Source organism: Lutispora thermophila DSM 19022, assembly GCF_900142105.1.
Lineage (GTDB): Bacteria > Bacillota > Clostridia > Lutisporales > Lutisporaceae > Lutispora > Lutispora thermophila.
Map to the genome: position 1 here is coordinate 33,723 of NZ_FQZS01000014.1, position 21,583 is coordinate 55,305.

At 34.4% G+C, this 21,583-nt stretch carries 25 protein-coding genes; 22 read left to right on the top strand and 3 right to left on the bottom strand.

The window, feature by feature from the left end; genetic code table 11:
- Positions 1–11 precede the first annotated feature (11 nt).
- From rsgA to BUB48_RS18115, 4 genes are all read left to right on the top strand, one after another.
- Positions 12–884: a ribosome small subunit-dependent GTPase A gene (gene rsgA / locus BUB48_RS10795; RefSeq protein ID WP_073026251.1), complete on the top strand. Its 873-nt coding sequence runs from the start codon at positions 12–14 to the stop codon at positions 882–884.
- A gap of 1 nt (position 885) precedes the next feature.
- Complete coding sequence (gene rpe, locus BUB48_RS10800; protein ID WP_073026252.1) at positions 886–1,545, top strand: ribulose-phosphate 3-epimerase; 660 nt, start codon at positions 886–888, stop codon at positions 1,543–1,545.
- The gene (locus BUB48_RS10805) at positions 1,542–2,174 is read left to right on the top strand and encodes a thiamine diphosphokinase (protein ID WP_073026253.1); all 633 of its coding nucleotides are present in this window, start codon (positions 1,542–1,544) and stop codon (positions 2,172–2,174) included. The genes rpe and BUB48_RS10805 overlap by 4 nt, the downstream gene beginning before the upstream one ends.
- 238 nt (positions 2,175–2,412) lie before the next feature.
- The gene (locus tag BUB48_RS18115) at positions 2,413–2,562 is read left to right on the top strand and encodes a hypothetical protein (protein WP_175548411.1); all 150 of its coding nucleotides are present in this window, start codon (positions 2,413–2,415) and stop codon (positions 2,560–2,562) included.
- A 107-nt stretch (positions 2,563–2,669) separates the two neighbouring features.
- Here BUB48_RS18115 and rpmB read toward each other — a convergent pair whose 3' ends face one another.
- Positions 2,670–2,861 (bottom strand): 50S ribosomal protein L28, encoded by a 192-nt coding sequence (gene rpmB / locus BUB48_RS10810; RefSeq protein ID WP_073026254.1) that lies wholly within the window; start codon positions 2,859–2,861, stop codon positions 2,670–2,672.
- A 313-nt stretch (positions 2,862–3,174) separates the two neighbouring features.
- On the opposite strand from rpmB, the gene BUB48_RS10815 reads away from it, so the two are divergent.
- The 6 genes from BUB48_RS10815 (at position 3,175) to BUB48_RS10840 (ending at position 9,121) form a co-directional block, all read left to right on the top strand.
- Positions 3,175–3,525, top strand: a complete 351-nt coding sequence (locus tag BUB48_RS10815; RefSeq protein ID WP_073026255.1) for an Asp23/Gls24 family envelope stress response protein — start codon at positions 3,175–3,177, stop codon at positions 3,523–3,525.
- Between the two features lie 55 nt (positions 3,526–3,580).
- Positions 3,581–5,179, top strand: a complete 1,599-nt coding sequence (locus tag BUB48_RS10820) for a DAK2 domain-containing protein (RefSeq protein WP_073026337.1) — start codon at positions 3,581–3,583, stop codon at positions 5,177–5,179.
- A gap of 76 nt (positions 5,180–5,255) precedes the next feature.
- Positions 5,256–7,322, top strand: coding sequence for an ATP-dependent DNA helicase RecG (recG, locus tag BUB48_RS10825; RefSeq protein WP_073026256.1), 2,067 nt, complete (start codon positions 5,256–5,258; stop codon positions 7,320–7,322).
- A gap of 202 nt (positions 7,323–7,524) precedes the next feature.
- Positions 7,525–8,079: a 16S rRNA (guanine(966)-N(2))-methyltransferase RsmD gene (rsmD, locus tag BUB48_RS10830; protein WP_073026257.1), complete on the top strand. Its 555-nt coding sequence runs from the start codon at positions 7,525–7,527 to the stop codon at positions 8,077–8,079.
- 16 nt (positions 8,080–8,095) lie between these two features.
- Complete coding sequence (gene coaD / locus BUB48_RS10835) at positions 8,096–8,569, top strand: pantetheine-phosphate adenylyltransferase (RefSeq protein WP_073026258.1); 474 nt, start codon at positions 8,096–8,098, stop codon at positions 8,567–8,569.
- A 15-nt stretch (positions 8,570–8,584) separates the two neighbouring features.
- A complete protein-coding gene (locus BUB48_RS10840; protein WP_073026259.1) occupies positions 8,585–9,121 on the top strand; it encodes an SPFH domain-containing protein in 537 nt (178 codons plus the stop codon).
- Positions 9,122–9,155: 34 nt separating this feature from the next.
- Here BUB48_RS10840 and ylbJ read toward each other — a convergent pair whose 3' ends face one another.
- Positions 9,156–10,340 (bottom strand): sporulation integral membrane protein YlbJ, encoded by a 1,185-nt coding sequence (gene ylbJ, locus BUB48_RS10845; RefSeq protein ID WP_073026260.1) that lies wholly within the window; start codon positions 10,338–10,340, stop codon positions 9,156–9,158.
- A gap of 100 nt (positions 10,341–10,440) precedes the next feature.
- On the opposite strand from ylbJ, the gene BUB48_RS10850 reads away from it, so the two are divergent.
- Positions 10,441–11,232 (top strand): patatin-like phospholipase family protein, encoded by a 792-nt coding sequence (locus BUB48_RS10850; protein WP_073026261.1) that lies wholly within the window; start codon positions 10,441–10,443, stop codon positions 11,230–11,232.
- On the opposite strand, the gene BUB48_RS10855 is transcribed toward BUB48_RS10850, so the two are convergent.
- Positions 11,214–12,440, bottom strand: a complete 1,227-nt coding sequence (locus BUB48_RS10855; RefSeq protein ID WP_073026262.1) for a nucleotidyltransferase — start codon at positions 12,438–12,440, stop codon at positions 11,214–11,216. The genes BUB48_RS10850 and BUB48_RS10855 overlap by 19 nt on opposite strands.
- 161 nt (positions 12,441–12,601) lie before the next feature.
- Between BUB48_RS10855 and BUB48_RS10860 the strand changes: the two genes are divergently transcribed.
- The 11 genes from BUB48_RS10860 (at position 12,602) to fabF (ending at position 21,579) form a co-directional block, all read left to right on the top strand.
- Positions 12,602–13,801 (top strand): acetate/propionate family kinase, encoded by a 1,200-nt coding sequence (locus BUB48_RS10860; protein ID WP_073026263.1) that lies wholly within the window; start codon positions 12,602–12,604, stop codon positions 13,799–13,801.
- Positions 13,802–13,923: 122 nt separating this feature from the next.
- Positions 13,924–14,427: a YceD family protein gene (locus tag BUB48_RS10865; RefSeq protein ID WP_073026264.1), complete on the top strand. Its 504-nt coding sequence runs from the start codon at positions 13,924–13,926 to the stop codon at positions 14,425–14,427.
- Between the two features lie 16 nt (positions 14,428–14,443).
- Positions 14,444–14,623 (top strand): 50S ribosomal protein L32, encoded by a 180-nt coding sequence (rpmF, locus tag BUB48_RS10870; RefSeq protein ID WP_073026265.1) that lies wholly within the window; start codon positions 14,444–14,446, stop codon positions 14,621–14,623.
- A 131-nt stretch (positions 14,624–14,754) separates the two neighbouring features.
- Positions 14,755–15,324: a transcription factor FapR gene (fapR, locus tag BUB48_RS10875; protein WP_073026266.1), complete on the top strand. Its 570-nt coding sequence runs from the start codon at positions 14,755–14,757 to the stop codon at positions 15,322–15,324.
- Between the two features lie 3 nt (positions 15,325–15,327).
- Entirely contained in the window at positions 15,328–16,338 is a 1,011-nt protein-coding gene (gene plsX / locus BUB48_RS10880; protein WP_073026267.1) for a phosphate acyltransferase PlsX, read from the top strand.
- Positions 16,322–17,323: a beta-ketoacyl-ACP synthase III gene (locus BUB48_RS10885; protein ID WP_207648337.1), complete on the top strand. Its 1,002-nt coding sequence runs from the start codon at positions 16,322–16,324 to the stop codon at positions 17,321–17,323. Before plsX ends, BUB48_RS10885 begins: the two co-directional genes overlap by 17 nt.
- 16 nt (positions 17,324–17,339) lie before the next feature.
- Positions 17,340–18,299, top strand: coding sequence for an enoyl-[acyl-carrier-protein] reductase FabK (fabK, locus tag BUB48_RS10890; RefSeq protein ID WP_073026269.1), 960 nt, complete (start codon positions 17,340–17,342; stop codon positions 18,297–18,299).
- A gap of 5 nt (positions 18,300–18,304) precedes the next feature.
- Positions 18,305–19,255: an ACP S-malonyltransferase gene (fabD, locus tag BUB48_RS10895; protein ID WP_073026338.1), complete on the top strand. Its 951-nt coding sequence runs from the start codon at positions 18,305–18,307 to the stop codon at positions 19,253–19,255.
- Entirely contained in the window at positions 19,246–19,989 is a 744-nt protein-coding gene (fabG, locus tag BUB48_RS10900) for a 3-oxoacyl-[acyl-carrier-protein] reductase (RefSeq protein WP_073026270.1), read from the top strand. The genes fabD and fabG overlap by 10 nt, the downstream gene beginning before the upstream one ends.
- 38 nt (positions 19,990–20,027) lie before the next feature.
- The gene (acpP, locus tag BUB48_RS10905; RefSeq protein WP_073026271.1) at positions 20,028–20,255 is read left to right on the top strand and encodes an acyl carrier protein; all 228 of its coding nucleotides are present in this window, start codon (positions 20,028–20,030) and stop codon (positions 20,253–20,255) included.
- Between the two features lie 82 nt (positions 20,256–20,337).
- Positions 20,338–21,579, top strand: coding sequence for a beta-ketoacyl-ACP synthase II (fabF, locus tag BUB48_RS10910; RefSeq protein WP_073026272.1), 1,242 nt, complete (start codon positions 20,338–20,340; stop codon positions 21,577–21,579).
- The last annotated feature ends 4 nt before the right edge of the window (positions 21,580–21,583 follow it).

Below are 21,583 nucleotides of genomic sequence, written 5' to 3' on the forward strand. Positions count from 1 at the left end.
GAGGATGATGTATGATATCAGGCACTATTATTAAAGGCATTGGTGGCTTCTATTATGTAGATACAGGCGAGCATGTATATGAGTGCAGAGCAAGAGGAAGATTCAGAAAGGACAAAATTATACCTCTTGTTGGAGATATAGTTGATATAGAGATAAATGACAGCTCAAAACAAGGCTATATTCTCAATATACATGAAAGAAGAAATCAATTGCAAAGACCATTGGTGGCTAATATTGACCAGGTAATAATTGTATTTGCCATTAAAAGGCCTGATATTAATATAGGTTTACTAGAAAAGTTCTTGGTTTATAGTGAATATGTAGGGGTAAATGTGGTGGTTTGCCTAAATAAAATCGATTTAGATGAAAACAATGAAGTACAACCTATTATTGATATGCTTTCCAGTGTGCCTTATGATTATATTTGCACCAGTTCATTAAAAAATATAGGCATAGATGAACTGAAGAATAAATTAAAAGGAAAAGTTTCAGTATTTGCTGGACCATCAGGAGCAGGAAAATCTTCACTTCTTAATTCCATTAGCCCGGGGTTGTCTTTGAAAACAGGTGATCTGAGTCGTAAAACTGAAAGAGGCACACATACAACACGGCATGCAGAGCTTATAAAGCTGATTTCTGGAGGAATGGTAGTTGATACACCGGGCTTTACTTCTTTTGATCTGGTAGACATTAAGGAAGAAGAATTGCAATATTTGTTTCCCGAGTTTCAAAAGCATGTGAACTGTAGATACCCCTCTTGCATGCATTATAAGGAACCGGAATGTGGAGTAAAAAAAGCTTTGGAAAAAGGCAATATAAATCCTATGCGATATGAACATTATATACAGATGTTATGTGATTTGATGAAAAATAGGAGGTATTAAATTGATTAAAATAGCCCCATCCATATTATCTGCCAATTTTGCAAATTTGGTTTCAGACATAAAAGCTGTTGAAGATGCAGGTGCTGATATGCTTCACATTGACGTTATGGATGGTCACTTTGTACCTAATATAACTATAGGAGCTCCTGTAGTCAAAAGCTTGAGAAAAGTATCTGGTTTGATTTTTGATGTCCATCTGATGATAGAAAAACCAGAATCATATATCAAGGATTTTGCTGATGCAGGGGCAGATATTATAAGCGTACATGCAGAAGCTTCAAGACATTTGCATAGACTTTTGCAGATGATAAAGAGTGAAGGAATAAAAGCTAGTTTAGCATTAAATCCAGCTACACCTATTAATGTTATAGAACATTTATTGGATGATATAGATATGATACTTATTATGTCTGTAAATCCTGGATTTGGTGGACAAGAGTTTATACCGGCAATCTATGAAAAAATATCCTTGTTAAAAGAGTATTTGTTGAAAAAAAATAAAAGTATACCAATTCAGGTAGATGGAGGAATTGGGTTGAGCAATATTAAAAAAGTATGTGATTGTGGGGCAGAAGTCATTGTGTCAGGGTCTGCCATATTTAGATCTGAAAATGTGAAAGAGACTATCAGGCTTATGAAGAAAGCAGATGAAGATAAATGAAGACTGTAATAATCTGCAATGGTGAAATAACTGATTATAGCTACTCAACTAAGGTAATACAATCTGCGGATTATGTTATATGTGCAGATGGCGGTACCAGACATACCTATGCAATGGGAATAGATCCGGATATTATTATAGGTGATTTTGATTCATCAAGCAGTGAATATCTAGAGTACTATAAAAATAAAGGAATAAAAGTTGAAAAACATCCAATAGAAAAAGATAAAACTGATAGCCATATTTGCATTTTGAAAGCTCTGGATTTTTCGGATGAAATTGTGATCTTAGGTGCTACAGGCAATAGATTGGATCATACTTTGGCAAACATATCATTGCTTAAAATTGGTATCGATCGAGGAGTAAAAATGTACATTGCTGATAAGCAGAATGAAATATTTTTGATAGATAGGGAAATTACTATATCGGGAAAACCAGGAGAATATTTTTCTGTAATACCTTTTACTCCAAGAGTTGAAGGTATATGCATTAATGGTGCTAAATATGAATTGAATGATGCTGTAATGGAATTTGGTGACCCATATGGAACAAGCAATGAATTTAAAGAAAAAAAAGTACATATAAGTATAAAAAGCGGTTATTTATTAGTAATAAAATCGCGAGATTGAGTAACATAAATATCTCTATACGAGTATTATATATTAGTATAGAGGTATTTTTATTTGGAGGAGTTTATATGGGGTATTCCTATAGAAAATTCGCTGGAATCATGTGCATATTATTGGCAGTTATTATTTTGGTAAGGATGATGCCTTTGTGGGCTTGGTATATCATAGTAATTTTTTTTATTGCTTCAATATGCTATCTTGTTTACATTTCAATATTTAAGTAGATAGGAGGTATAGTATGAGCTATAAGAAGAAAAAAGTTGCTGGGTTATTGGTTTTTTCTATTGGATTAGGTATTTTATTAGCGGTAACTATGCCTCTTATGGGTTGGATATTGCTGTCAGCCATTGCTTTAATCTATGTTGGAATATATCTATATAAAAATTAAGAAAGGTCTCCATTGAAACCTTTCCTCTGCTCTTTACTGAGCTAATACTCCACCAAAGGGGTGTTGCTCAGTAAATTCATTTCATTTTAATATAAATGTTTTAAATACTATATAGCTCTTTGAACTTTTCCAGATCTTAAGCATCTGGTACAAACATGGATTCTCTTAGGAGTACCGTTAACTATAGCTCTTACAGTTCTGATGTTAGGAAGCCAAACTCTCCTGCTGTGTCTGTTTGAATGACTTACTTGATTGCCTGAAATCATACCTTTACCGCACACTTCACAATGTCTAGCCATATATGCACACCTCCTTCGGTAGATTACTTTCACATAAAACATTATTATTTTAACACATATACTATAATAAAGGCAATAATACAAAAAAATATTTACTTAAAAAACCAACTGATATTAATTAATATTATTTGTTATAGGAAATAATTATATAATGTAATGGATAAAAGATTTCTCTGATATTAAATACCAAATTGATTAAGAATTATGAAGAAGGAGTATCTTAATCCCTTTGAAATAGGGAGTTACTGTAATTGCTTGCACAATCACTTACATTATTATAAAATATATTTAAAAAGCAGGAGGCGATATAATAATGCCAGGTAAAATGAGAACAGATTTTGGAGAAATTAATATATCTGATGATGTTTTAGCTTCCTTAGCCGGATTAGCTACCACTGAATGCTATGGCATAGTAGGTATGGCGTCAAAAAGTGCTAAAGATGGTATAGTTGAGTTATTGAAAAAAGATAACCTCAGCAAAGGAGTAAAAGTGTCTTCTGATGGTGAGGAAATAATAATAGATTTATATATTATCGTTGAGTTTGGTACAAAAATATCTGTTGTTGCAGACAATATTATTAGTAAAGTAAAGTATACATTAGAAAACTTAACAGGATTAAAAGTAAAAAAGGTAAATATTAATGTACAAGGAGTTAGAGTATAGCTCTATTAAGGAGGTTCAAACTTTGTCAGACATACATAGAGAAGTAATACAAGGTATGCATCTGAAAAATATGATAATTTCAGGTGCTAACAACCTTGAGAATAATAAAAATATAGTAAATTCACTAAATGTATTTCCAGTACCTGATGGTGATACAGGCACTAATATGTCATTGACTATGAACTCAGCAGTAAAAGAAATAAATAAATGTGAAGATCTAGAAGTAAGTTTGGTGGCAGATTCAGCAGCAAACGGCTCCCTTATGGGAGCCAGAGGTAATTCAGGAGTAATACTGTCTCAGATATTTAGGGGATTTGCAAAAGGATTAAAGAATGTGAAGGAAATTGATTCGGTGGCTTTAGCCAATGCAATAATGGAAGGCTGCAATACAGCATATAAGGCTGTAATGAAGCCAACTGAAGGAACTATACTTACTGTAATAAGAGAGGGAGCAGAGTTTGGTCTAAAGATAGCAAAGAGCACTCCGAACACAGCAGAATTACTGGGCAAGATTATTGAAAAAGCCAATGAAACATTAAACAAAACTCCTGAAATGCTTCCTATCTTAAAACAGGCAGGAGTTGTAGATGCAGGAGGAAAAGGTCTTATATTTATTCTTAAAGGCATGCATCATTATCTTGTGACAAAAGAAGTAATACAGTTAGCAGAGGTTCCTGTAGTAGAGGTTGAAGTTGAAACTGCTAAACCTGTTTATGATGATGACATAGTCTTTGGTTATTGCACTGAATTTTTTATTAAAGGTAAAGATTTAAATCCTGAAGAGTTTAAAAAGAAAGTAATAGATATTGGAGATTCGATAGTAGTTGTAGGGGATGAAAATCTAATAAAGGTTCATATCCACACAAACAACCCAGGAACTGTTATTGAAGAAGCTTTGCGATTTGGTTATTTATCTAAAATTAAAATCGATAATATGAGAGAGCAGCATCAAGAACTCTTACTGAATGAGGAAGAAAGAAAAACCAATGAGGAACTAAAGAATTATGGAGTAGTTGCTGTAGCTATGGGTTCGGGAATATCTAGAATTTTTAAGGATTTGGGAGCTGATGAAATAATTGAAGGCGGACAGACCATGAACCCAAGCACAGAAGACATATTAAAAAGTGTTGATAGAATAAATGCGGAAAATATAATAATACTACCTAATAATAGTAATATAGTTTTGGCAGCAAACCAAGCAAAATCTATATCGAATAAGAATATAACTGTTATACCTACCAAATCTATACCTCAGGGAATAAGCGCTTTAATGGCACTAGATGTTGAGAAATCAATTGAAGAAAATGAAAAGAAGATTAATAAGGCTATAAGTGAAGTGAAGACTGGCCTTATAACTTATGCAGTAAGGAATTCCAATTTTGATGGGGTTGATATTGAAGAAGGAAACTATCTAGGTATTACAGATGGAAAGATAAATGCTGTTGGGGAAGATATGAAAGATGTAATATATAAGGTAATGGATGCCATGATAGATGAAGATGCTTCTTTGATAACTGTATATTATGGCAACGATGTAAGTGAAGAAGAGGCTTTGAAGCTGGAAGAAGATATTCGAGGACGCTATGAGGAATGTGATATAGAAATGCATTATGGAGGACAACCATTGTATTATTATATTTTATCTGTTGAATAAAATATATCAACAAAATGCGTAAATTTAATAGAATTTACGCATTTTATGTGAAATGAATCTATGATGGGGTATCAAAATGAACAAATTAGATGAAAATGTTCAGGTTTTAAAGGGAATAGGTAGCTTTAAAGCAAAATTACTGTTAAAGCTTGGCATAAGAACCATAGGTGACTTAGTTTATTATTTCCCAAAACGATATAAGGATAAAAGCATCATAACGAATATTAGAGATCTGATGCCTGATGAATTTTATAACATTAAAGGAACCATACAGGCAAAAGCAACAGAATCCAGAAGCAAAAAAGGTCTCCTTATAACTAAATATGTGGTGAGTGATGGGACAGGCTCTCTTGTCATTATTTTCTATAATAATAAATATGCTAAAGCTTTATTTAAGCCTGGCGATACCATCATTTTTTCTGGAAAGACAAGTTTAATTAATAATTATATTTCTATGGAATGTCCTGAGTATGAAAAGATATCATCAAATAATATAAATGCATTTCGAATTGTACCTGAGTATGGATTGACTGAAGGTTTAAGCCAAAAAGAAATGAGAAAAGCAGTTTATTATGCTTTAGAGTATATCGATAACACAATTGAAGAGGTTTTTCCTTCTGATTTCAGAACTAAATTCAAGATAGCAGAAATTAATTTTTCATTGAGGAACATTCATTTTCCAGATACTCAAAAGAATTTGCAGCTTGCCTTGAGGAGATTAAAGTTCCAGGAGGTCTTTTTTTTACAATCCTATATAATTAGGCTTAGGGGTATTTCTACTGATCAGGATACAGGAATAGAATTTAGAGCCACAGAGGAAGTAAAGGCTTTTGTTTCAAAGCTTCCATATAAACTAACAGGTGCGCAGCAAAGGGTTTTGGAAGAAGTTCTAACGGATATGAGTAAACCAAAGGTTATGAATCGATTGATTCAGGGCGATGTAGGATCAGGCAAAACAGTTATAGCATTTTTGGCATTGCTTAATTGTGTTAAGAGCGGTTATCAAGGTGTCATGATGGCACCAACAGAAATATTAGCGGCTCAACATTTTGAAACAATAAAGGGATATATAGAGCTTGGTCTGGAGGATATTAATGTTGCTTTATTGACAGGAAGCATGAAGACTTCTCAGAAAAAAGAAGTACTGGAAAACATCAATAATGGAAAGATTAATATCGTTATTGGCACTCACGCATTATTGAGTGATGGTGTAGAATTTAATAATTTAGGATTAGTCATTACCGATGAACAGCATAGATTTGGAGTAAGGCAAAGGGCAGTATTAAAATCTAAAGGAGTCAATCCTGATGTGTTGGTTATGAGTGCAACTCCTATACCCAGAACATTATCACTTGTTCTTTATGGAGATTTGGATATATCGGTTATAGATGAGCTTCCACCAAACAGGAAAAAAGTTGAAACTTATTTCATCGGATCTGATAAAAGAGAAAGACTTTATAATTTTGTAAAAAAACACATTGATGAAGGACGACAGGCATATATTGTATGTCCGTTAGTTGAAGAATCTGATAAGTTGGAAATCAATTCTGCAAAAGAATATTGCGATAACATAAAAAAAAGCTATTTTAAAGATTATAACATCGGCCTTATTTATGGAAAGATGAAAAATGAAGATAAAGATAAGATCATGGAGAGCTTTAAAAATGGGGAAATCCATATAATTGTATCAACAACGGTTATTGAGGTTGGAATCAATGTGCCTAATGCCACAATAATGTTGATTGAGAATGCTGAAAGGTTTGGACTAGCTCAACTTCACCAGTTGAGAGGAAGAGTAGGAAGAGGAAGTCATCAGTCCTATTGTGTGCTTATATCTGACTCTGATAGTCAAAGTGTAAGAGATAGACTTAAGTTTATGACAAAAACTAACGATGGTTTTTTAATTGCAAAAAAGGATTTAGAGACAAGAGGAAGTGGTGAAATATTAGGGACAAAGCAGCATGGTTTGCCAGAGTTTAAGCTTGTGGATTTATCAAAGGATCATGAAATTATTAAAACCTCCAAAGAAGCCATCGTCTATTTATATAGACAAAATAAAATAAAAGAATGCGATTACCATAAGTTGGAGAAATATTTGGATGATGAATACGCAAAAATAACAGAAGAAATAGCATTAAATTAAAATACTGGTGATAAATCACCAGTATAGGGAGAGGAGAAATTGAAGGAAGAGCTCTATGGGGAAATATAGTGTATTACTAATATCCCTAATTATAGATTTTGCAATTAAGTGTTTTTTATTCACTTAAATAAATCATATTTTGTCTAAAAATAGGTTTTGTGGTAAAATATTATTGTTGTTATTATGTTTAGGAGGATATCTATTGAGAATTATAGCAGGAGATTTAAAAGGAAGAAAACTGGAGAGTATAAATACAGATAATATAAGACCTACTTCAGACAAAGTTAGAGAAGCTTTGTTCAGCATTCTAGGAAATAAGGTCATAGATTCCAGGTTTTTAGATTTGTTTGCAGGAAGCGGAGGCGTGGGTATAGAAGCTTACAGCAGAGGTGCAAGGGATGTAGTGTTTGTGGATGCAAGTATTGATAGCATTAAAGTTTTGAAGAAGAATCTAGAAAAAATCAATATTATAAATGAAACAAAAGTTATACATAGTGATTATTCTGTAGCTATTGAAAGGTTATCAAATCAAGGAAGAGAATTTGATATCATTTTTATAGATCCTCCCTATAAAATGGGCATAGCCTTGGAGGCAGCTGGTAAAATTTTAGAGAGAAAACTGCTGGCAGAGGACGGGATAATCATTATTGAACATGATTCCAAGGATATAATGCCTGAAACAACAGGTGTTTTGGTAAAATTCAAAGAGAAAAAATATGGCAATAATAGTCTATCGCTATATTGTATCAAAAATTAGAATGGGGAGATAAAAAATGAAAATTGGAGTTTATCCTGGAAGCTTTGACCCGGTTACTAATGGACATTTGGATATAATTGAGAGAGCTTCAAAGTTATTTGATAAGCTTATAGTAGCAGTGCTTATCAATAGTAATAAATCACCGCTTTTTTCTGTAGAAAAGAGATTGGAGTTTCTGAAAGAAAGTTGTAAAAATATCAAAAATGTTGAAATAGCTTCATTTGATGGTTTATTAATTGAGTTTGCAAAGAAAAACAATGCTAACACTATAATAAAAGGTTTAAGAGCTGTATCCGATTTTGAATATGAGTTTCAAATGGCTTTGATGAATAGAAAATTAAACCCTGAAATAGAGACGATTTTTATGATGACAAGCAATAAGTATTCCTACTTAAGTTCTAGTTTAGTGAAAGAAGTAGCTAAATTTGGAGGATGTGTGAAAGGCTTGATACCGGAGGTAGTAGAAAGGGAATTGTATAAAAAAGTATAAGCAGGGGGTTATGTAATGGAGGTTTTGCTTTTGTTAGATGCCTTAGAGGATATAATTGAAAAGGCATCAAATTTACCTTTGTCTTCTAAAGTCGTTGTAAACAAGGAAGAATTGCTGGATATAATTAAAGATATAAGAATCAAACTTCCTGATGAAATGAAGCAAGCTCAATGGATCAAAGAAGAAAGGCAGAAAATATTAATTGAAGCTAAAAAAGAGGCAGAGAATATAAGAAAAGAATGCGATGAAAGGCTTCAAAAGATCAAAGAAGAAAGACAACGGATACTGGCTGAAGCTGAAAAAGAATCTGAGATTTTAAGACAAGAAGCTGACAGAAGAATAAAGAGCATGATAGATGAAAGCGAAATTACAAAGAGAGCAAATGAACAGGCAAAGGAAATAATAAGTGCTGCACAGCAGGATGCAAAAAAAATAAGATTAGGAGCAAAAGCTTATGCTGATGATATACTTGTAGAATTATCGGCAAAGGTAGAAAAGGTTCTGGCTACTATTAACGCTAACAGAGAAGAATTAAAAAATTATAAAAGCTGATGGCAGCAGAGTTAAAAATAAGCTGTATATCAGCTTATTTTTTTTGAGGTTTCAATGATAAAAAAATATATATAATAAGTGATAATAGAAACAGAGTAAATAAGTATGTGGATAGAAATTTAAAAGATAATATAATTGTACTATACCAGGACAGCGAAGGATAACTTGGATAAATTGGATAAGTACTAAATGCAGGAAGATTGGCTATTTTGCTTAAAAGTACTGTATATAGTGCAGCAAAAGTACCTTGAAGTATTTTCATAAGAAAGTATATAAAGAAGTTTATATCCGTATTTTGAATTACACCGGATACCTGCGCATTTATAGATATACCCCCAAACCCAATAAAAAAGCTTACAATTGAAGCTTTCACTATATCAGGTAAATACAATGAAGCGCAGGCATTTATACCGTTTGTAACTTCAAGAATCCCAGTGATTATCATTGAAATATTTTCACTGTTTCTTATGTTTATAAAAGGTAGAAGATTTATGATATTAGCTATAGTTGCTGATAATCCAGTAAGTTTTATTATCCTTGATATAACTGAAAATATAACTATGTAACCTCCGACCAATAAAACCAGACTTACCCCGTTTTTTACCGAATCTCCCATTAGTTGACCTATGTTTCTGTTATCCTTTTCTCTATGTCTTATCATTTCTCTAAAAGGATTGGTAATGGATGTGCTACTTCTTGATTTCTCTCCTTTTTTATAAAATTTCATAATGAAGCCGCAGCTGATTGCTGATAGATAGTGGGATAACAATAGTAAAGATGCAATTTCCGGTTTTTTTAACATTCCTACTGATACAGCTCCAATTATAAACAAAGGTCCAGATGTACTGCAAAGGCTTATCATTCTTTGAGCTTCAACCTTTGTACACTGGTTATTGCTTCTAAGGCTGGCAACGATTTTGGCTCCAACGGGATAACCTGAAGCTATGCTCATTGCAAATGCAAAAGCACCTTCTCCCGGGATGTTGAATATAATACTCATTAGAGGTCTGAATATGCTGCCGATAAAACTAACCACTCCTAATCCGATCAGAATTTCTGTGCATATAAAAAAAGGAAGGAGTGCAGGGCATACTACATTGAACCATAAGTTAAGGCCTTCTAATGAAGACTTAAATGTTTCTTGAGGATATGTTATTATACTGGTAATTATAAAAATAAAAATTAGGGCATTGATATACACTGAGAAGTTTTTTCTCATAAAAGCATCACCTGAACAAAATATAAGTTAGTATATTATATTAATTGGATACTCAACTATACTAGTTATTTTTAAAAATCATTAAGGAGGTGAATAGCTTATGTTAAAAGAGCCAAAAATTGGTTTGGCGTTAGGTTCTGGAGCCTCAAAAGGACTAGCTCATATGGGAGTGTTAAAGATTCTGGAAGAAAATAATATTAAACCCTGTTGCATTGCAGGAAGCAGTATTGGGGCTATAATAGGAGCTTTATATGCATGCGGAATTGATTTGGACATTATGATAAAATTGGCAAAAAACATGAAAGCAGATCTTTGGATGGATCCTGCTGTATCAAAAAAAGGTATTTTGACAGGAAAGAAGGCTGAAGAGCTATTTAGAATACTTACTAGAAATATGAATATAGAGGATGCAGACATTCCTATTAGAATTGTTGCAACAGATCTGACATACTCTAAAAGGTATGTGTTCGACAAAGGCCCATTGTGGAAAGCTATAAGAGCTAGCACATCTATTCCAGGAATATTTTGTCCAGTGGAAATTGATGACATGGTATTGGTAGATGGTGGGGTAGTGGAAAGAGTGCCAGCTAACATTGTAAAGGATATGGGTGCAGATATAATAATTGCAGTAGATGTATGCAAGGACCAAAGCATTTTCAAGCCTAAGAACATATTCGATATTATTATGCAAAGCATAGAGACCATGGAAAATACAATCCTTGAGAATAAACTGACAGATGATTATATTGTAATTAGCCCAGTAATTAAAAATGTTAACCCCCTAGATTTTACAAATGTTGAGCTTTGTGTAGAAGAAGGCAAAAAAGCTGCATTGGAAGCAATGACGAAGATAAATAAAGCAATAAAAGAATATTATAACAAATCTGCATAAAAGGGAGAAGTTCTGAAATCTTCACCGGCTGTTTTGTAACTATTGTATCTGTATCCCAGATTGTATATATCAGTTGCCATTACATCTAAGTCGAAGACTCTTTTCAAATAAGAGGAATCAGGGTTGAAAGCAGCAGCTTTATTTATTATAGGCAAGTCAGTATTTTTTTTTATTTCCTTAAGCAAATATCTTCCGTTGCTATTTAAGGCTAAAACTCTGATATACATAGGGCATTGTGGGATAACAGCTTTTTTTACATCTTCTTTATAAATGCCCAAAAGCAAATGACACAAGGTTCTTTGCAAGGATGTTCTTGTATATCGTTTGGTTTTTATATTGGTTATGAGTTCTTCAAAAGACGAAGAGATATTGCCGGCTTTTTTTAATCTATATTCGAGTCCTTCTCTTATCTCCGGTAATCTTTCAATATCATGATGACTGGATCTTCTGATTTCATATAAAAGAGTGTCAGAAAAATTTTCCCAGAATACAGGGCCTTTTCCTTTCTCAATGTTATTCATCATTATATCCCAAGTAACATCTGGAGTTGCCATCCTGATACTATTCATTTTTTCACTAGACCTAAAAGCTTCTCTTATAGCTGTTGCGCTCGATATGGTGCCTGTGAAATCTGTATCGTTGTAATTGTTCATAACTCGTTTTATTGTTATAGGCTTAATTGAGCTGTTAAGGTATATTATGGACTTAATATACTCAATACCCAATACATTGTTTGGATATTGAAGGATATTTTCGTAATACTTGTTGTAGACTTGACCTAAAGCTTTTGAATATGTCATGCCTTTAGACATCATATCTTTTATTTGGTTTCTTATATATTCAGGTTCATCTAATAAGGTATATGCCACTTTGTAAAGGTCATCTATATTGCCATTTTCGCTGCCAAAACTTATGTAGTCTATAATACCTAGATAGTTAAACAGCTTTACAGCCCCAAAAGCGAAAATCTCAGCTACCTGACATGAGTATATTACTGGCAGTTCTATGACTAGGTCTACTCCATTCAATACAGCCATTTTTGCTCTAGTCCATTTGTCAAAAAGAGCCGGTGTTCCTCTTTGTAAGAAGTTACCACTCATTACAGCAACAGAATATTGAGCATCGCATATCTTTTTAGACATTTCAAGATGATATTTGTGACCATTGTGAAATGGATTATATTCAGAAACTATTCCTAAAACCTTCATATAGCACTCCTTGGGATAAAAATATGTAAAAATGAAAAAATACATATATATATTATCATAAAAAAACTATAATAAAAAATAATTATGATAGAAAAGAAGGATATTATTGTTTTATATAGAAAAGAATAATGGTTGAATATTTATAAATAGGAGGTATTATGATGAAGATATTTGTCATCAATTGTGGTAGTTCATCACTGAAATATCAATTGATAAATATGGAAAATGAAGAAGTTGAAGCGAAGGGCCTTGTTGAAAGAATAGGAATAGAAGGTTCTGTATTGAAACACCAGCCAAAAAATGGGGATAAAGTAGTAATTGAAGCGGATATGCCTACTCATAAAGAGGCATTAAAGAATGTAATTGATGCTTTGATGCATGAGAAATATGGTGTCATAAAAGACATGAAGGAGATAAATGCTGTTGGACATAGGGTAGTTCACGCAGGCGAAAAGTTTGCTTGTTCAGTTGTTATTACTGAAGAGGTTATCAATGCACTGAAAGAATGTATTGATTTGGCTCCTTTACATAACCCGCCGAACATTATAGGTATAGAGGCATGCCAGCAATTAATGCCTGGAGTACCTATGGTAGGAGTATTTGATACTGCTTTCCATCAAACTATGCCAAAAGAAGCTTACATATACGCACTTCCTTATGAATTATATGAGAAATATGGAGTTAGAAGATATGGATTCCATGGAACTTCTCATAAGTATGTATCTCAGAGAGCTGCTGCAATGCTAGGCAAAAATATTGAAGATTTGAAGATAGTGACTTGTCACCTTGGAAACGGAGCTAGTGTTGCTGCTGTGAAACATGGTAAATCAATAGATACCAGCATGGGCTTTACACCTCTTGAAGGTTTGGCAATGGGAACAAGATGTGGAGATTTGGATCCAGCCATTGTTAAGTTCGTAGCCGAAAAAGAGGGTCTAGATTTGAATGGTGTTGATAAACTACTTAATAAGCAGTCAGGTGTTTTAGGTGTGTCTGGCGTAAGCAGTGATTTCAGAGATATAGAAGAAGCTGCTGAAAAAGGAAATGAGAGGGCAGAACTTGCTCTTAAGATATTTGCATATAGAGTAAGGAAATATATTGGAGCTTATGCTGCAGCTATGGGGGGAATAGATGCCATAGTATTTACTGCAGGTTTAGGTGAGAACTCAGATGTCATGAGAGCTTCCATCTGCGAAGGTCTTGAATTCTTAGGAGTAGAAGTAGATCCTGCGAAGAATAATGTAAGAGGCAAAGAAGTTGATATATCAAAAGACGGGTCAAAGGTTAGAGTTTTATTGATTCCTACAAATGAGGAACTTATGATTGCTAGAGATACAAAGGAGCTCGTTGAAAGACTATAGTAAATGGCAGGTTTTCCTGCCATTTATTAAAATTATCTAAACAGCTTGGTAAAGTAATTTTTCTTGACAAAACATACTTTGCTTTGTATAATAAAATCTGTCAATTATGCTGAGGTGGTTTAATGGAAGTAAATATAGCTGATATCTTGAAAAATGAAGGCTTTAAAAAGGATTTTTATTTTTTTGAAGATATTCAGAATAGAGATATTCAATTTTATGGAGAGAAGATACGCATCACAGAGCCTGTAAAAGTTCAAGGTTATGCAGTAAATTATGAAGGAAAAATCAGAGTGTGTATTAATATTAGAACAAAGATATTGAGAACTTGTTCCAGATGTCTTGGTTCGTTTTATGAAGAAGCTGATTATGATGCCGAGTATGTTTTTGTAAAAACCTCTGAAAAGCCAGATGAAGATGTGTATCTGATCAAGGGAGATACAATATCCCTGGATAGTATAGTGATAGATGAAATAGCTTCTCAAATGACCATGAAACCACTATGTAAAACAGACTGCAAGGGGTTATGCCCTAAATGCGGTAAGAATAAAAACATTCATGATTGCAATTGTAAGTTTGAAGAAGTTGATCCTAGGCTGCAGATATTGAGCAGCTTTCTTGAGAAATAATAAGGAGGTGCTGAGATTGGGTCTACCTAAAAGAAAAATCTCTAAGTCCAGAAGAGATAAAAGAAGAGCAAATTGGAAACTTGATATGCCAGGACTTGTTGAGTGCCCTCAATGCCATGAGCTCAAATTACCTCATAGAGTATGCAAATCCTGTGGGTATTATAAAAATAGAACGGTTTTAGAAGTAGGAGAATAATTTATATAACAGCGGAAAGATGCCGCTGTTATTATTTTTTTTGAATTTACTCTTGCATTGAAGTAGGATTATGATATATACTTGATATTAGTAGCAGGTACTATATTTAGATAGTATAAGGAGGTACCCATATGAAAAAGGGACTGGGAAAAAGGGAAAGGCAGAAGGCTCTTTTGAACAAAATCCAAGAAGATCCCTTTTTAACAGACGAAGAGCTTTCTGAACTTTTTGATGTAAGCATCCAGACTATTAGGTTGGATCGTCTGGAATTAGGGATACCTGAGCTAAGAGAAAGAATAAAGAATGTAGCAGAGAATAACCATCTCAAGGTTAAATCAATTACAGGAAAAGAAATAGTTGGAGAATTGCTGGATCTTAATCTTGGAGTTAGCGGCATATCTCTGTTGGAGACAGATATGAGCATGGCTTTTGAGAAGACAAATGTTGTAAGAGGAAGTCATATTTTTGCTCAGGCCGAATCACTTGCAATTGCTGTAATAGATGCTAATGTTGCTTTAATAGGTGTAGCAAATATAAAATACAAAAACCCAGTTTTTGCAGGGGATAAGTTAATTGCAAAGGCCGAAGTTGTAAGAACTAGAGGAAATAAATATTTTGTTTGGGTGTTTATAAAAGTGAAAAATATTGAGGTATTCAGAGGAAAATTCATATTAGTATCATTTAATCGTAAGGAGGAGTAGAACATGAAGATTGCCATTGATGCCATGGGTGGTGACAATGCACCAAAAGCAGTTGTTGAAGGGTGTATTGACACAGCTAATGAATATGATATCGAGATTTTTTTGATAGGCAATGAAAAAGAAGTTGAAAAATATTTGAATGGAGTAAATCCAACAAAAGGGAAAATACATATTGTACATGCAGATGAAGTAATTACAGGTGAAGATACACCTGTTCAGGCTATTAAGCAGAAAAAGAATTCATCAATGGTTGTAGGTTTAAAAATGGTGAAAGATGGAGAGTGCGATGCATTTCTTTCTGCGGGAAACACCGGTGCCTTTCTAGCAGGGGCGCTTCTTAAAGTAGGAAGGATAAAAGGTATTGATAGACCTGCTCTGGCACCATTGTTACCAACAGAAAAAGGTGTATGCATGTTAATAGATGCTGGTGCCAATATGGATTGTAAGCCAAAGAATTTATTACAGTTTGCAATAATGGGAGCCATATATATGGAGAAAGTTGAAGGGATTTTGTCCCCAAGGGTAGGATTGCTCAATGTAGGAACAGAAGAAGGCAAAGGTAATGATTTGACTAAGCAAAGTTATGAGTTGTTAAAAAACAGCAGCTTAAACTTTGTAGGTAATGTAGAAGCTAGGGATATATTCTCAGGTGCTTGTGATGTATTGGTATGTGATGGATTTGCAGGAAATGTGGTCCTAAAAAATACAGAAGGGTTGGCTTCAACAATTTTTAGTCTGTTGAAAGAAGAACTGATGAAATCAACCAAATCTAAATTTGGTGCTTTGCTATTGAAGGACAGTTTTAAGAGTTTTAAAAAGAGATTTGATTATAAAGAATATGGTGGTGCACCTTTTTTAGGTATTGACGGTATTATGATAAAAGCCCATGGAAGTTCAGACAGTAGGGCAATAAAGAATGCTATAAGGCAGGCAAAATTGCTTTATGATAATGGCTGTATAGATAGAATAGCAATGGACTTAAAAGATACAGGAGTGAATGATGTTGAACAGTGAAATAAGGGCAGCAGGTATTATCGGTACAGGGAGCTATTTACCTGATATAGTACTGACCAATGGATATTTTGAAGAAAGGCTTGATACCAGTGATGAATGGATCGTATCAAGAACAGGTATACGAGAAAGAAGAAAAGCGGATGATTGTATAGCTGCTTCTGATATGGCTACTTATGCTGCATTGAAGGCCATAGAAGATGCAAATGTTGCTCCAGAAGACATAGATATGATTATTGTGGCTACAGTAACTCCGGATATGCTTTTTCCTTCCACTGCATGTATTGTACAAAAGAATATCGGCGCAATAAATGCTTCAGCTTTTGATATCAGCGCAGCATGTTCAGGATTTATCTATGGATTAAGCATAGCAGAGAAATTTATCAAGGCTGGAAATGCAAAATATATTTTGGTAATTGGTGCAGAAGCTCTATCAAAAATTACTGATTACAGTGATAGAAACACATGTATATTGTTTGGTGATGGTGCAGGTGCAGCAGTGGTAGCAAAAGTGGAGGAAAGCATGGGGATTTTGGCTGCATATACAGGTTCTGATGGCAGAGGAGGAGAACTGCTTAAACTTCCTGCTGGAGGATCAAGGCTCCCTGCTTCTTGCGAAACAATAAAAAATTCATTGCATTTTGTAAAAATGGATGGTTCGGAAGTGTTCAAGTTTGCAATAAAAATAATGGGAGAGGCTGCAGAAAAAGCATTGGAAATGTGCGGGCTGAATAAGGAAGATATTGATTACTTAATACCACACCAAGCGAACATTCGGATAATTGAATCTGCAACTAAAAGATTGAAGATTCCTCAGGATAAGGTGTTTATAAATATAGATAAATATGGGAATATGTCGGCAGCTTCTATTGCTGTAGCTTTAGATGAAGCAAATAAAGCAAAAAAATTGAATAAAGGAGATATAGTTGTCCTGGTGGGTTTTGGAGGAGGTTTAACTTGGGGAGCTGTTGTTTTGAAATGGGCTTAATACTGGAGGAGTGTATATGATAAGAACAAAACTTTGTGATCTATTAAATATTCAGTACCCAATAATTCAAGGAGGAATGGCCTGGGTTGCAACTGCAGAGCTTGCAGCAGCTGTTTCAAATGCAGGAGGGCTTGGTATAATTGGATCAGGTAATGCTCCAGCTGAAGTTATAAGAAAAGAAATAAAAAAGATTAGAAGCTTAACAGATAAGCCTTATGGTGTGAATATAATGCTCCTATCACCTTTTGTGGAGGAAATAATGGATTTGGTATGTGAAGAAGAAGTTCCGGTTATCACTACAGGAGCAGGCAATCCCGGGAAATATATTCCAAAGCTTAAAGAGAGAGGTATAAAAGTTTTGCCTGTAGTTCCATCAGTGGCTCTTGCAAGGAAAATGGAACAAGTTGGGGCAGATGCAGTTATTGCAGAGGGCACAGAAGCTGGTGGTCATATTGGAGAACTAACTACTATGGTTTTGGTACCTCAGATAGTAGATGCTGTGAAAATACCTGTTATAGCTGCAGGAGGCATAGGTGATGGAAGGGGACTATTGGCTGCACTGAGTCTAGGGGCTCAAGGGATTCAATTGGGTACGGTGTTTGTATGTTCAGTAGAATGTACAGTTCATGAGAATTATAAGAATGCCATTGTCAAAGCAGGCGATAGAGGAACTGTTGTAACAGGCAGAGCCACTGGTCATCCTGTGAGGATAATTAAAAATAAGCTGTATAGGGAGTTTGAGAAGCTTGAAAAATCTGGAGCAACAGTTGAAGATATCGAAAAGCTAGGTATAGGCAGGCTAAGGATGGCCTGTGTGGATGGAGATACAGATATGGGTTCTGTAATGGCAGGTCAGATAAGCGGTTTAATAAAAGAGATAAAACCAGCAAAAGAAATAATTAATTCTATTATTGCACAATGTGATTCTACAATTGATGGATTAAATAATATTGTCAGAGGTGATAATCAGAAGTGAAACACTTGATTAAGATAGCATGTATTTTTCCAGGGCAAGGAGCTCAATATGTGGGAATGGGTAAAGAAGTTGCAAACAATTTTAAGGAAGCAATGGATATATTTGATAAAGCAAGTGACATTTTAGGAATAGATATGAAAAGACTATGCTTCGAAGGAGATGAAGAAGAACTTAAAAAGACGGAGAATACACAACCTTCAATTTTAACAACCAGTGTAGCTTTATTGGAAATTCTAAAATTAAAAGGTGTGGAACCTGCAATGGTGGCTGGCTTAAGCTTAGGAGAGTATTCGGCGCTTGTTGCTTCCAAGGCTATATCCTTTGAGGATGCAGTAGCAGTTGTTAAGAAGAGAGGAAAGTTCATGCAAGAAGCTGTACCTGAGGGAGTGGGATCTATGGCTGCAGTAATGGGAGTGGATAGGACAGAAATCAATGACTGTCTTAGAATGGCATCAGGCTATGGTGTTGTTGAAACAGCTAATTATAATTGTCCTAGGCAGGTAGTTATATCTGGGCATACAAGAGCTGTTGAAATAGCATGTAGTCTTTTGAAAGAGAGAGGAGCAAAGAAAGTTAAGATACTACCTGTAAGTGCTCCCTTTCACTCAAGCTTGTTAAAAAGTGCAGGAGAAAAATTGTCTGAAGAATTGGATAAGATCAGATTCAATGATATGGATATTCCTGTTATATCAAATGTGAATGCCCAGATAATCAAGGATAAATATGAAATAAAGAAATTGCTTGTAGAACAGGTTAGTTCTTCCGTATTATGGGAAGACAGCGTTAGGAACATGATAGAGCAAGGCGTAGATACTTTTATAGAAGTAGGTCCTGGCAAATCCCTATCAGCCTTTGTTAAGAAGATCGATAAGAATGTATCTGTATATAATGTTGAAGACCTAGAGTCTTTGAATAACACAATAGAATGTATCAGGGAGAGGTTAGAATGCAATTAAAGGGTAAAACTGCAATTATAACAGGGGCCTCAAGAGGTATAGGAAGAGCTATTGCTCTTAGCTTTGCAAAGGCTGGTGCCAATGTGGCAATAAACTACTCAAGCAGTCATATTGCCGCGCAAGAGGTTGTCAATGAAGCCATTAAATATGGTGTAAAGGCAGAAGTTATCAAAGCAGATGTATCTGACTATCTAGAAGTAGAAAATTTAATAGAGAGAGTATTAAATGAATATGGAAGCATAGATATATTAGTAAATAACGCAGGAATAACAAAGGATAATCTTCTTTTAAGAATGACTGAAGAAGACTTTGATAAAGTTATGAACATAAATATGAAAGGAACCTTCAATTTTACTAAAGCTGTAAGTAAAGTCATGGTAAAACAAAGAAAAGGAAAAATAATCAATATAGCTTCTGTTGTAGGCATAATAGGAAATGCGGGACAATCCAATTATGCTGCAGCAAAAGCAGGTATAATAGGTTTTACCAAATCAGTTGCAAAAGAGCTAGGCTCAAGAGGAATTAACGTAAATGCTATAGCTCCAGGTTTTATTGAAACAGACATGACTGCTGTACTTTCAGATAAGATAAGAGAGCAATTTACCAATACCATACCACTGAAAAGGCCAGGAAAACCTGAGGACGTAGCAAATGCAGCATTATTTTTAGCGTCTGACTATTCGGATTATATTACAGGCCAAGTATTAAATATTGACGGTGGAATGGTTATGTAATATTATCATAGTATAATCTCTGAAGGGAGGTGAGACTTATGATTTTTGAGAAAGTGCAGGAAAAGATTGCTGAGCAACTCGGCATAGATACTGATGATATTACTATGGAGTCTTCCTTCATTGAAGATTTAGGGGCAGATTCACTGGATATAGTGGAATTGTTAATGGCTCTTGAAGAAGAATTTGATATAGAAATACCTGATGAGGAAGCAGAAAAACTTGTAACTGTAGGCGATGTAGTTGACTACATAAAGAATAATCAATAAAAAAAGAATAATTATGATAAAGAAGTCCCGTTAATAGGGACTTCTTTTTTACAATATAATAATTTTTAAGGAGAGGAATACAATGAATAAGAAGAGGGTTGTTATTACAGGATTAGGGATTATCTCTCCCATTGGCATAGGAAAAAATGCCTTTTTTACAGGTTTAAAGGAAGGACAATCTGGTGTAGACAAAATAACTAAATTTGATACTGAAGGACTGGATGTAAAAATAGCTGCGGAGGTAAGGAACTTTGATCCTCTAGATTTCATTGATAAAAAAGAAGTAAAAAGAATGGATAGATATACCCAGTTTGCAGTTGCAGCTTCAAAAATGGCTGTTGAAGATGCTTCTTTGAATGTTGGTGCCTTGGATCAGGATAGATTTGGAGTATGTATTGGCTCTGGAATAGGCGGATTGGAAACCTTAGAAAATCAGTATAATGTTATGAAAGATAAGGGACCAGGTAGAGTCAGCCCATTTTTTATACCAATGATGATATCTAATATTGCTGCTGGATATATATCAATGACTTTTAATGCAAAAGGACCAAACATGACTATCGTTACGGCATGCGCTTCAGCAACTAATGCAATTGGAGAGGCATACAATATAATAAAAAGAAATGATGCAGATATAATGATCACAGGAGGTGCAGAGGCTTCTATTACTCCTCTAGCTATTGCAGGATTCTGTTCAATGAAAGCTTTATCACAAAGAAATGAAGAACCTAAGAAAGCTTCAAGACCTTTTGATAAAGAAAGAGATGGATTTATCATGGGGGAAGGTGCTGGCATACTTATACTAGAAGATCTCGAACATGCAATAAGAAGAGGAGCTAGAATATATGGAGAAGTAGTGGGATATGGAACTACAGCTGATGCTTATCATATAACAGCACCTGCTCCGGAAGGAGAAGGTGCATATAAAGCCATGAAAAAAGCTGTTGAAGATGCGGGTATAGAACCGGGAGAGATTGATTATATCAATGCTCATGGTACTTCAACAGAGTTAAATGATAAATATGAAACAATGGCAATAAAAAAACTAATGGGTGATTATGCCTATAATGTTATGATAAGTTCTACAAAGTCTATGACAGGTCATTTGCTAGGAGCAGCAGGAGGAGTAGAGGCTATAGCATGTATTATGGCCATAAGGGAAGGAATAGTACCTCCAACCATAAACTATGAAGTAAAGGATGAAAACTGTGATCTTGATTATGTGCCTAATTTTGCCAGAAAAGTAGCAGTAAACTACGCTATGTCAAACTCCTTTGGTTTTGGAGGGCATAATGCATCAATAATATTGAAAAAATATATGTAAATGT

What these genes read in the sequence shown, in the direction of transcription:
- fabF (WP_073026272.1), top strand. Translation starts at nt 20,338, where the DNA reads ATGAATAAGAAGAGGGTTGTTATTACAGGATTAGGGATTATCTCTCCC.
- fabG (WP_073026270.1), top strand. Translation starts at nt 19,246, where the DNA reads ATGCAATTAAAGGGTAAAACTGCAATTATAACAGGGGCCTCAAGAGGT.
- BUB48_RS10850 (WP_073026261.1), top strand. Translation starts at nt 10,441, where the DNA reads ATGTTAAAAGAGCCAAAAATTGGTTTGGCGTTAGGTTCTGGAGCCTCA.
- BUB48_RS10865 (WP_073026264.1), top strand. Translation starts at nt 13,924, where the DNA reads ATGGAAGTAAATATAGCTGATATCTTGAAAAATGAAGGCTTTAAAAAG.
- BUB48_RS10815 (WP_073026255.1), top strand. Translation starts at nt 3,175, where the DNA reads ATGCCAGGTAAAATGAGAACAGATTTTGGAGAAATTAATATATCTGAT.
- plsX (WP_073026267.1), top strand. Translation starts at nt 15,328, where the DNA reads ATGAAGATTGCCATTGATGCCATGGGTGGTGACAATGCACCAAAAGCA.
- BUB48_RS18115 (WP_175548411.1), top strand. Translation starts at nt 2,413, where the DNA reads ATGAGCTATAAGAAGAAAAAAGTTGCTGGGTTATTGGTTTTTTCTATT.
- acpP (WP_073026271.1), top strand. Translation starts at nt 20,028, where the DNA reads ATGATTTTTGAGAAAGTGCAGGAAAAGATTGCTGAGCAACTCGGCATA.
- BUB48_RS10840 (WP_073026259.1), top strand. Translation starts at nt 8,585, where the DNA reads ATGGAGGTTTTGCTTTTGTTAGATGCCTTAGAGGATATAATTGAAAAG.
- BUB48_RS10805 (WP_073026253.1), top strand. Translation starts at nt 1,542, where the DNA reads ATGAAGACTGTAATAATCTGCAATGGTGAAATAACTGATTATAGCTAC.
- rpmB (WP_073026254.1), bottom strand. Translation starts at nt 2,861, where the DNA reads ATGGCTAGACATTGTGAAGTGTGCGGTAAAGGTATGATTTCAGGCAAT.
- BUB48_RS10860 (WP_073026263.1), top strand. Translation starts at nt 12,602, where the DNA reads ATGAAGATATTTGTCATCAATTGTGGTAGTTCATCACTGAAATATCAA.
- coaD (WP_073026258.1), top strand. Translation starts at nt 8,096, where the DNA reads ATGAAAATTGGAGTTTATCCTGGAAGCTTTGACCCGGTTACTAATGGA.
- BUB48_RS10855 (WP_073026262.1), bottom strand. Translation starts at nt 12,440, where the DNA reads ATGAAGGTTTTAGGAATAGTTTCTGAATATAATCCATTTCACAATGGT.
- fabK (WP_073026269.1), top strand. Translation starts at nt 17,340, where the DNA reads ATGATAAGAACAAAACTTTGTGATCTATTAAATATTCAGTACCCAATA.
- BUB48_RS10885 (WP_207648337.1), top strand. Translation starts at nt 16,322, where the DNA reads ATGATGTTGAACAGTGAAATAAGGGCAGCAGGTATTATCGGTACAGGG.
- rsgA (WP_073026251.1), top strand. Translation starts at nt 12, where the DNA reads ATGATATCAGGCACTATTATTAAAGGCATTGGTGGCTTCTATTATGTA.
- BUB48_RS10820 (WP_073026337.1), top strand. Translation starts at nt 3,581, where the DNA reads ATGCATCTGAAAAATATGATAATTTCAGGTGCTAACAACCTTGAGAAT.
- recG (WP_073026256.1), top strand. Translation starts at nt 5,256, where the DNA reads ATGAACAAATTAGATGAAAATGTTCAGGTTTTAAAGGGAATAGGTAGC.
- fapR (WP_073026266.1), top strand. Translation starts at nt 14,755, where the DNA reads ATGAAAAAGGGACTGGGAAAAAGGGAAAGGCAGAAGGCTCTTTTGAAC.
- ylbJ (WP_073026260.1), bottom strand. Translation starts at nt 10,340, where the DNA reads ATGAGAAAAAACTTCTCAGTGTATATCAATGCCCTAATTTTTATTTTT.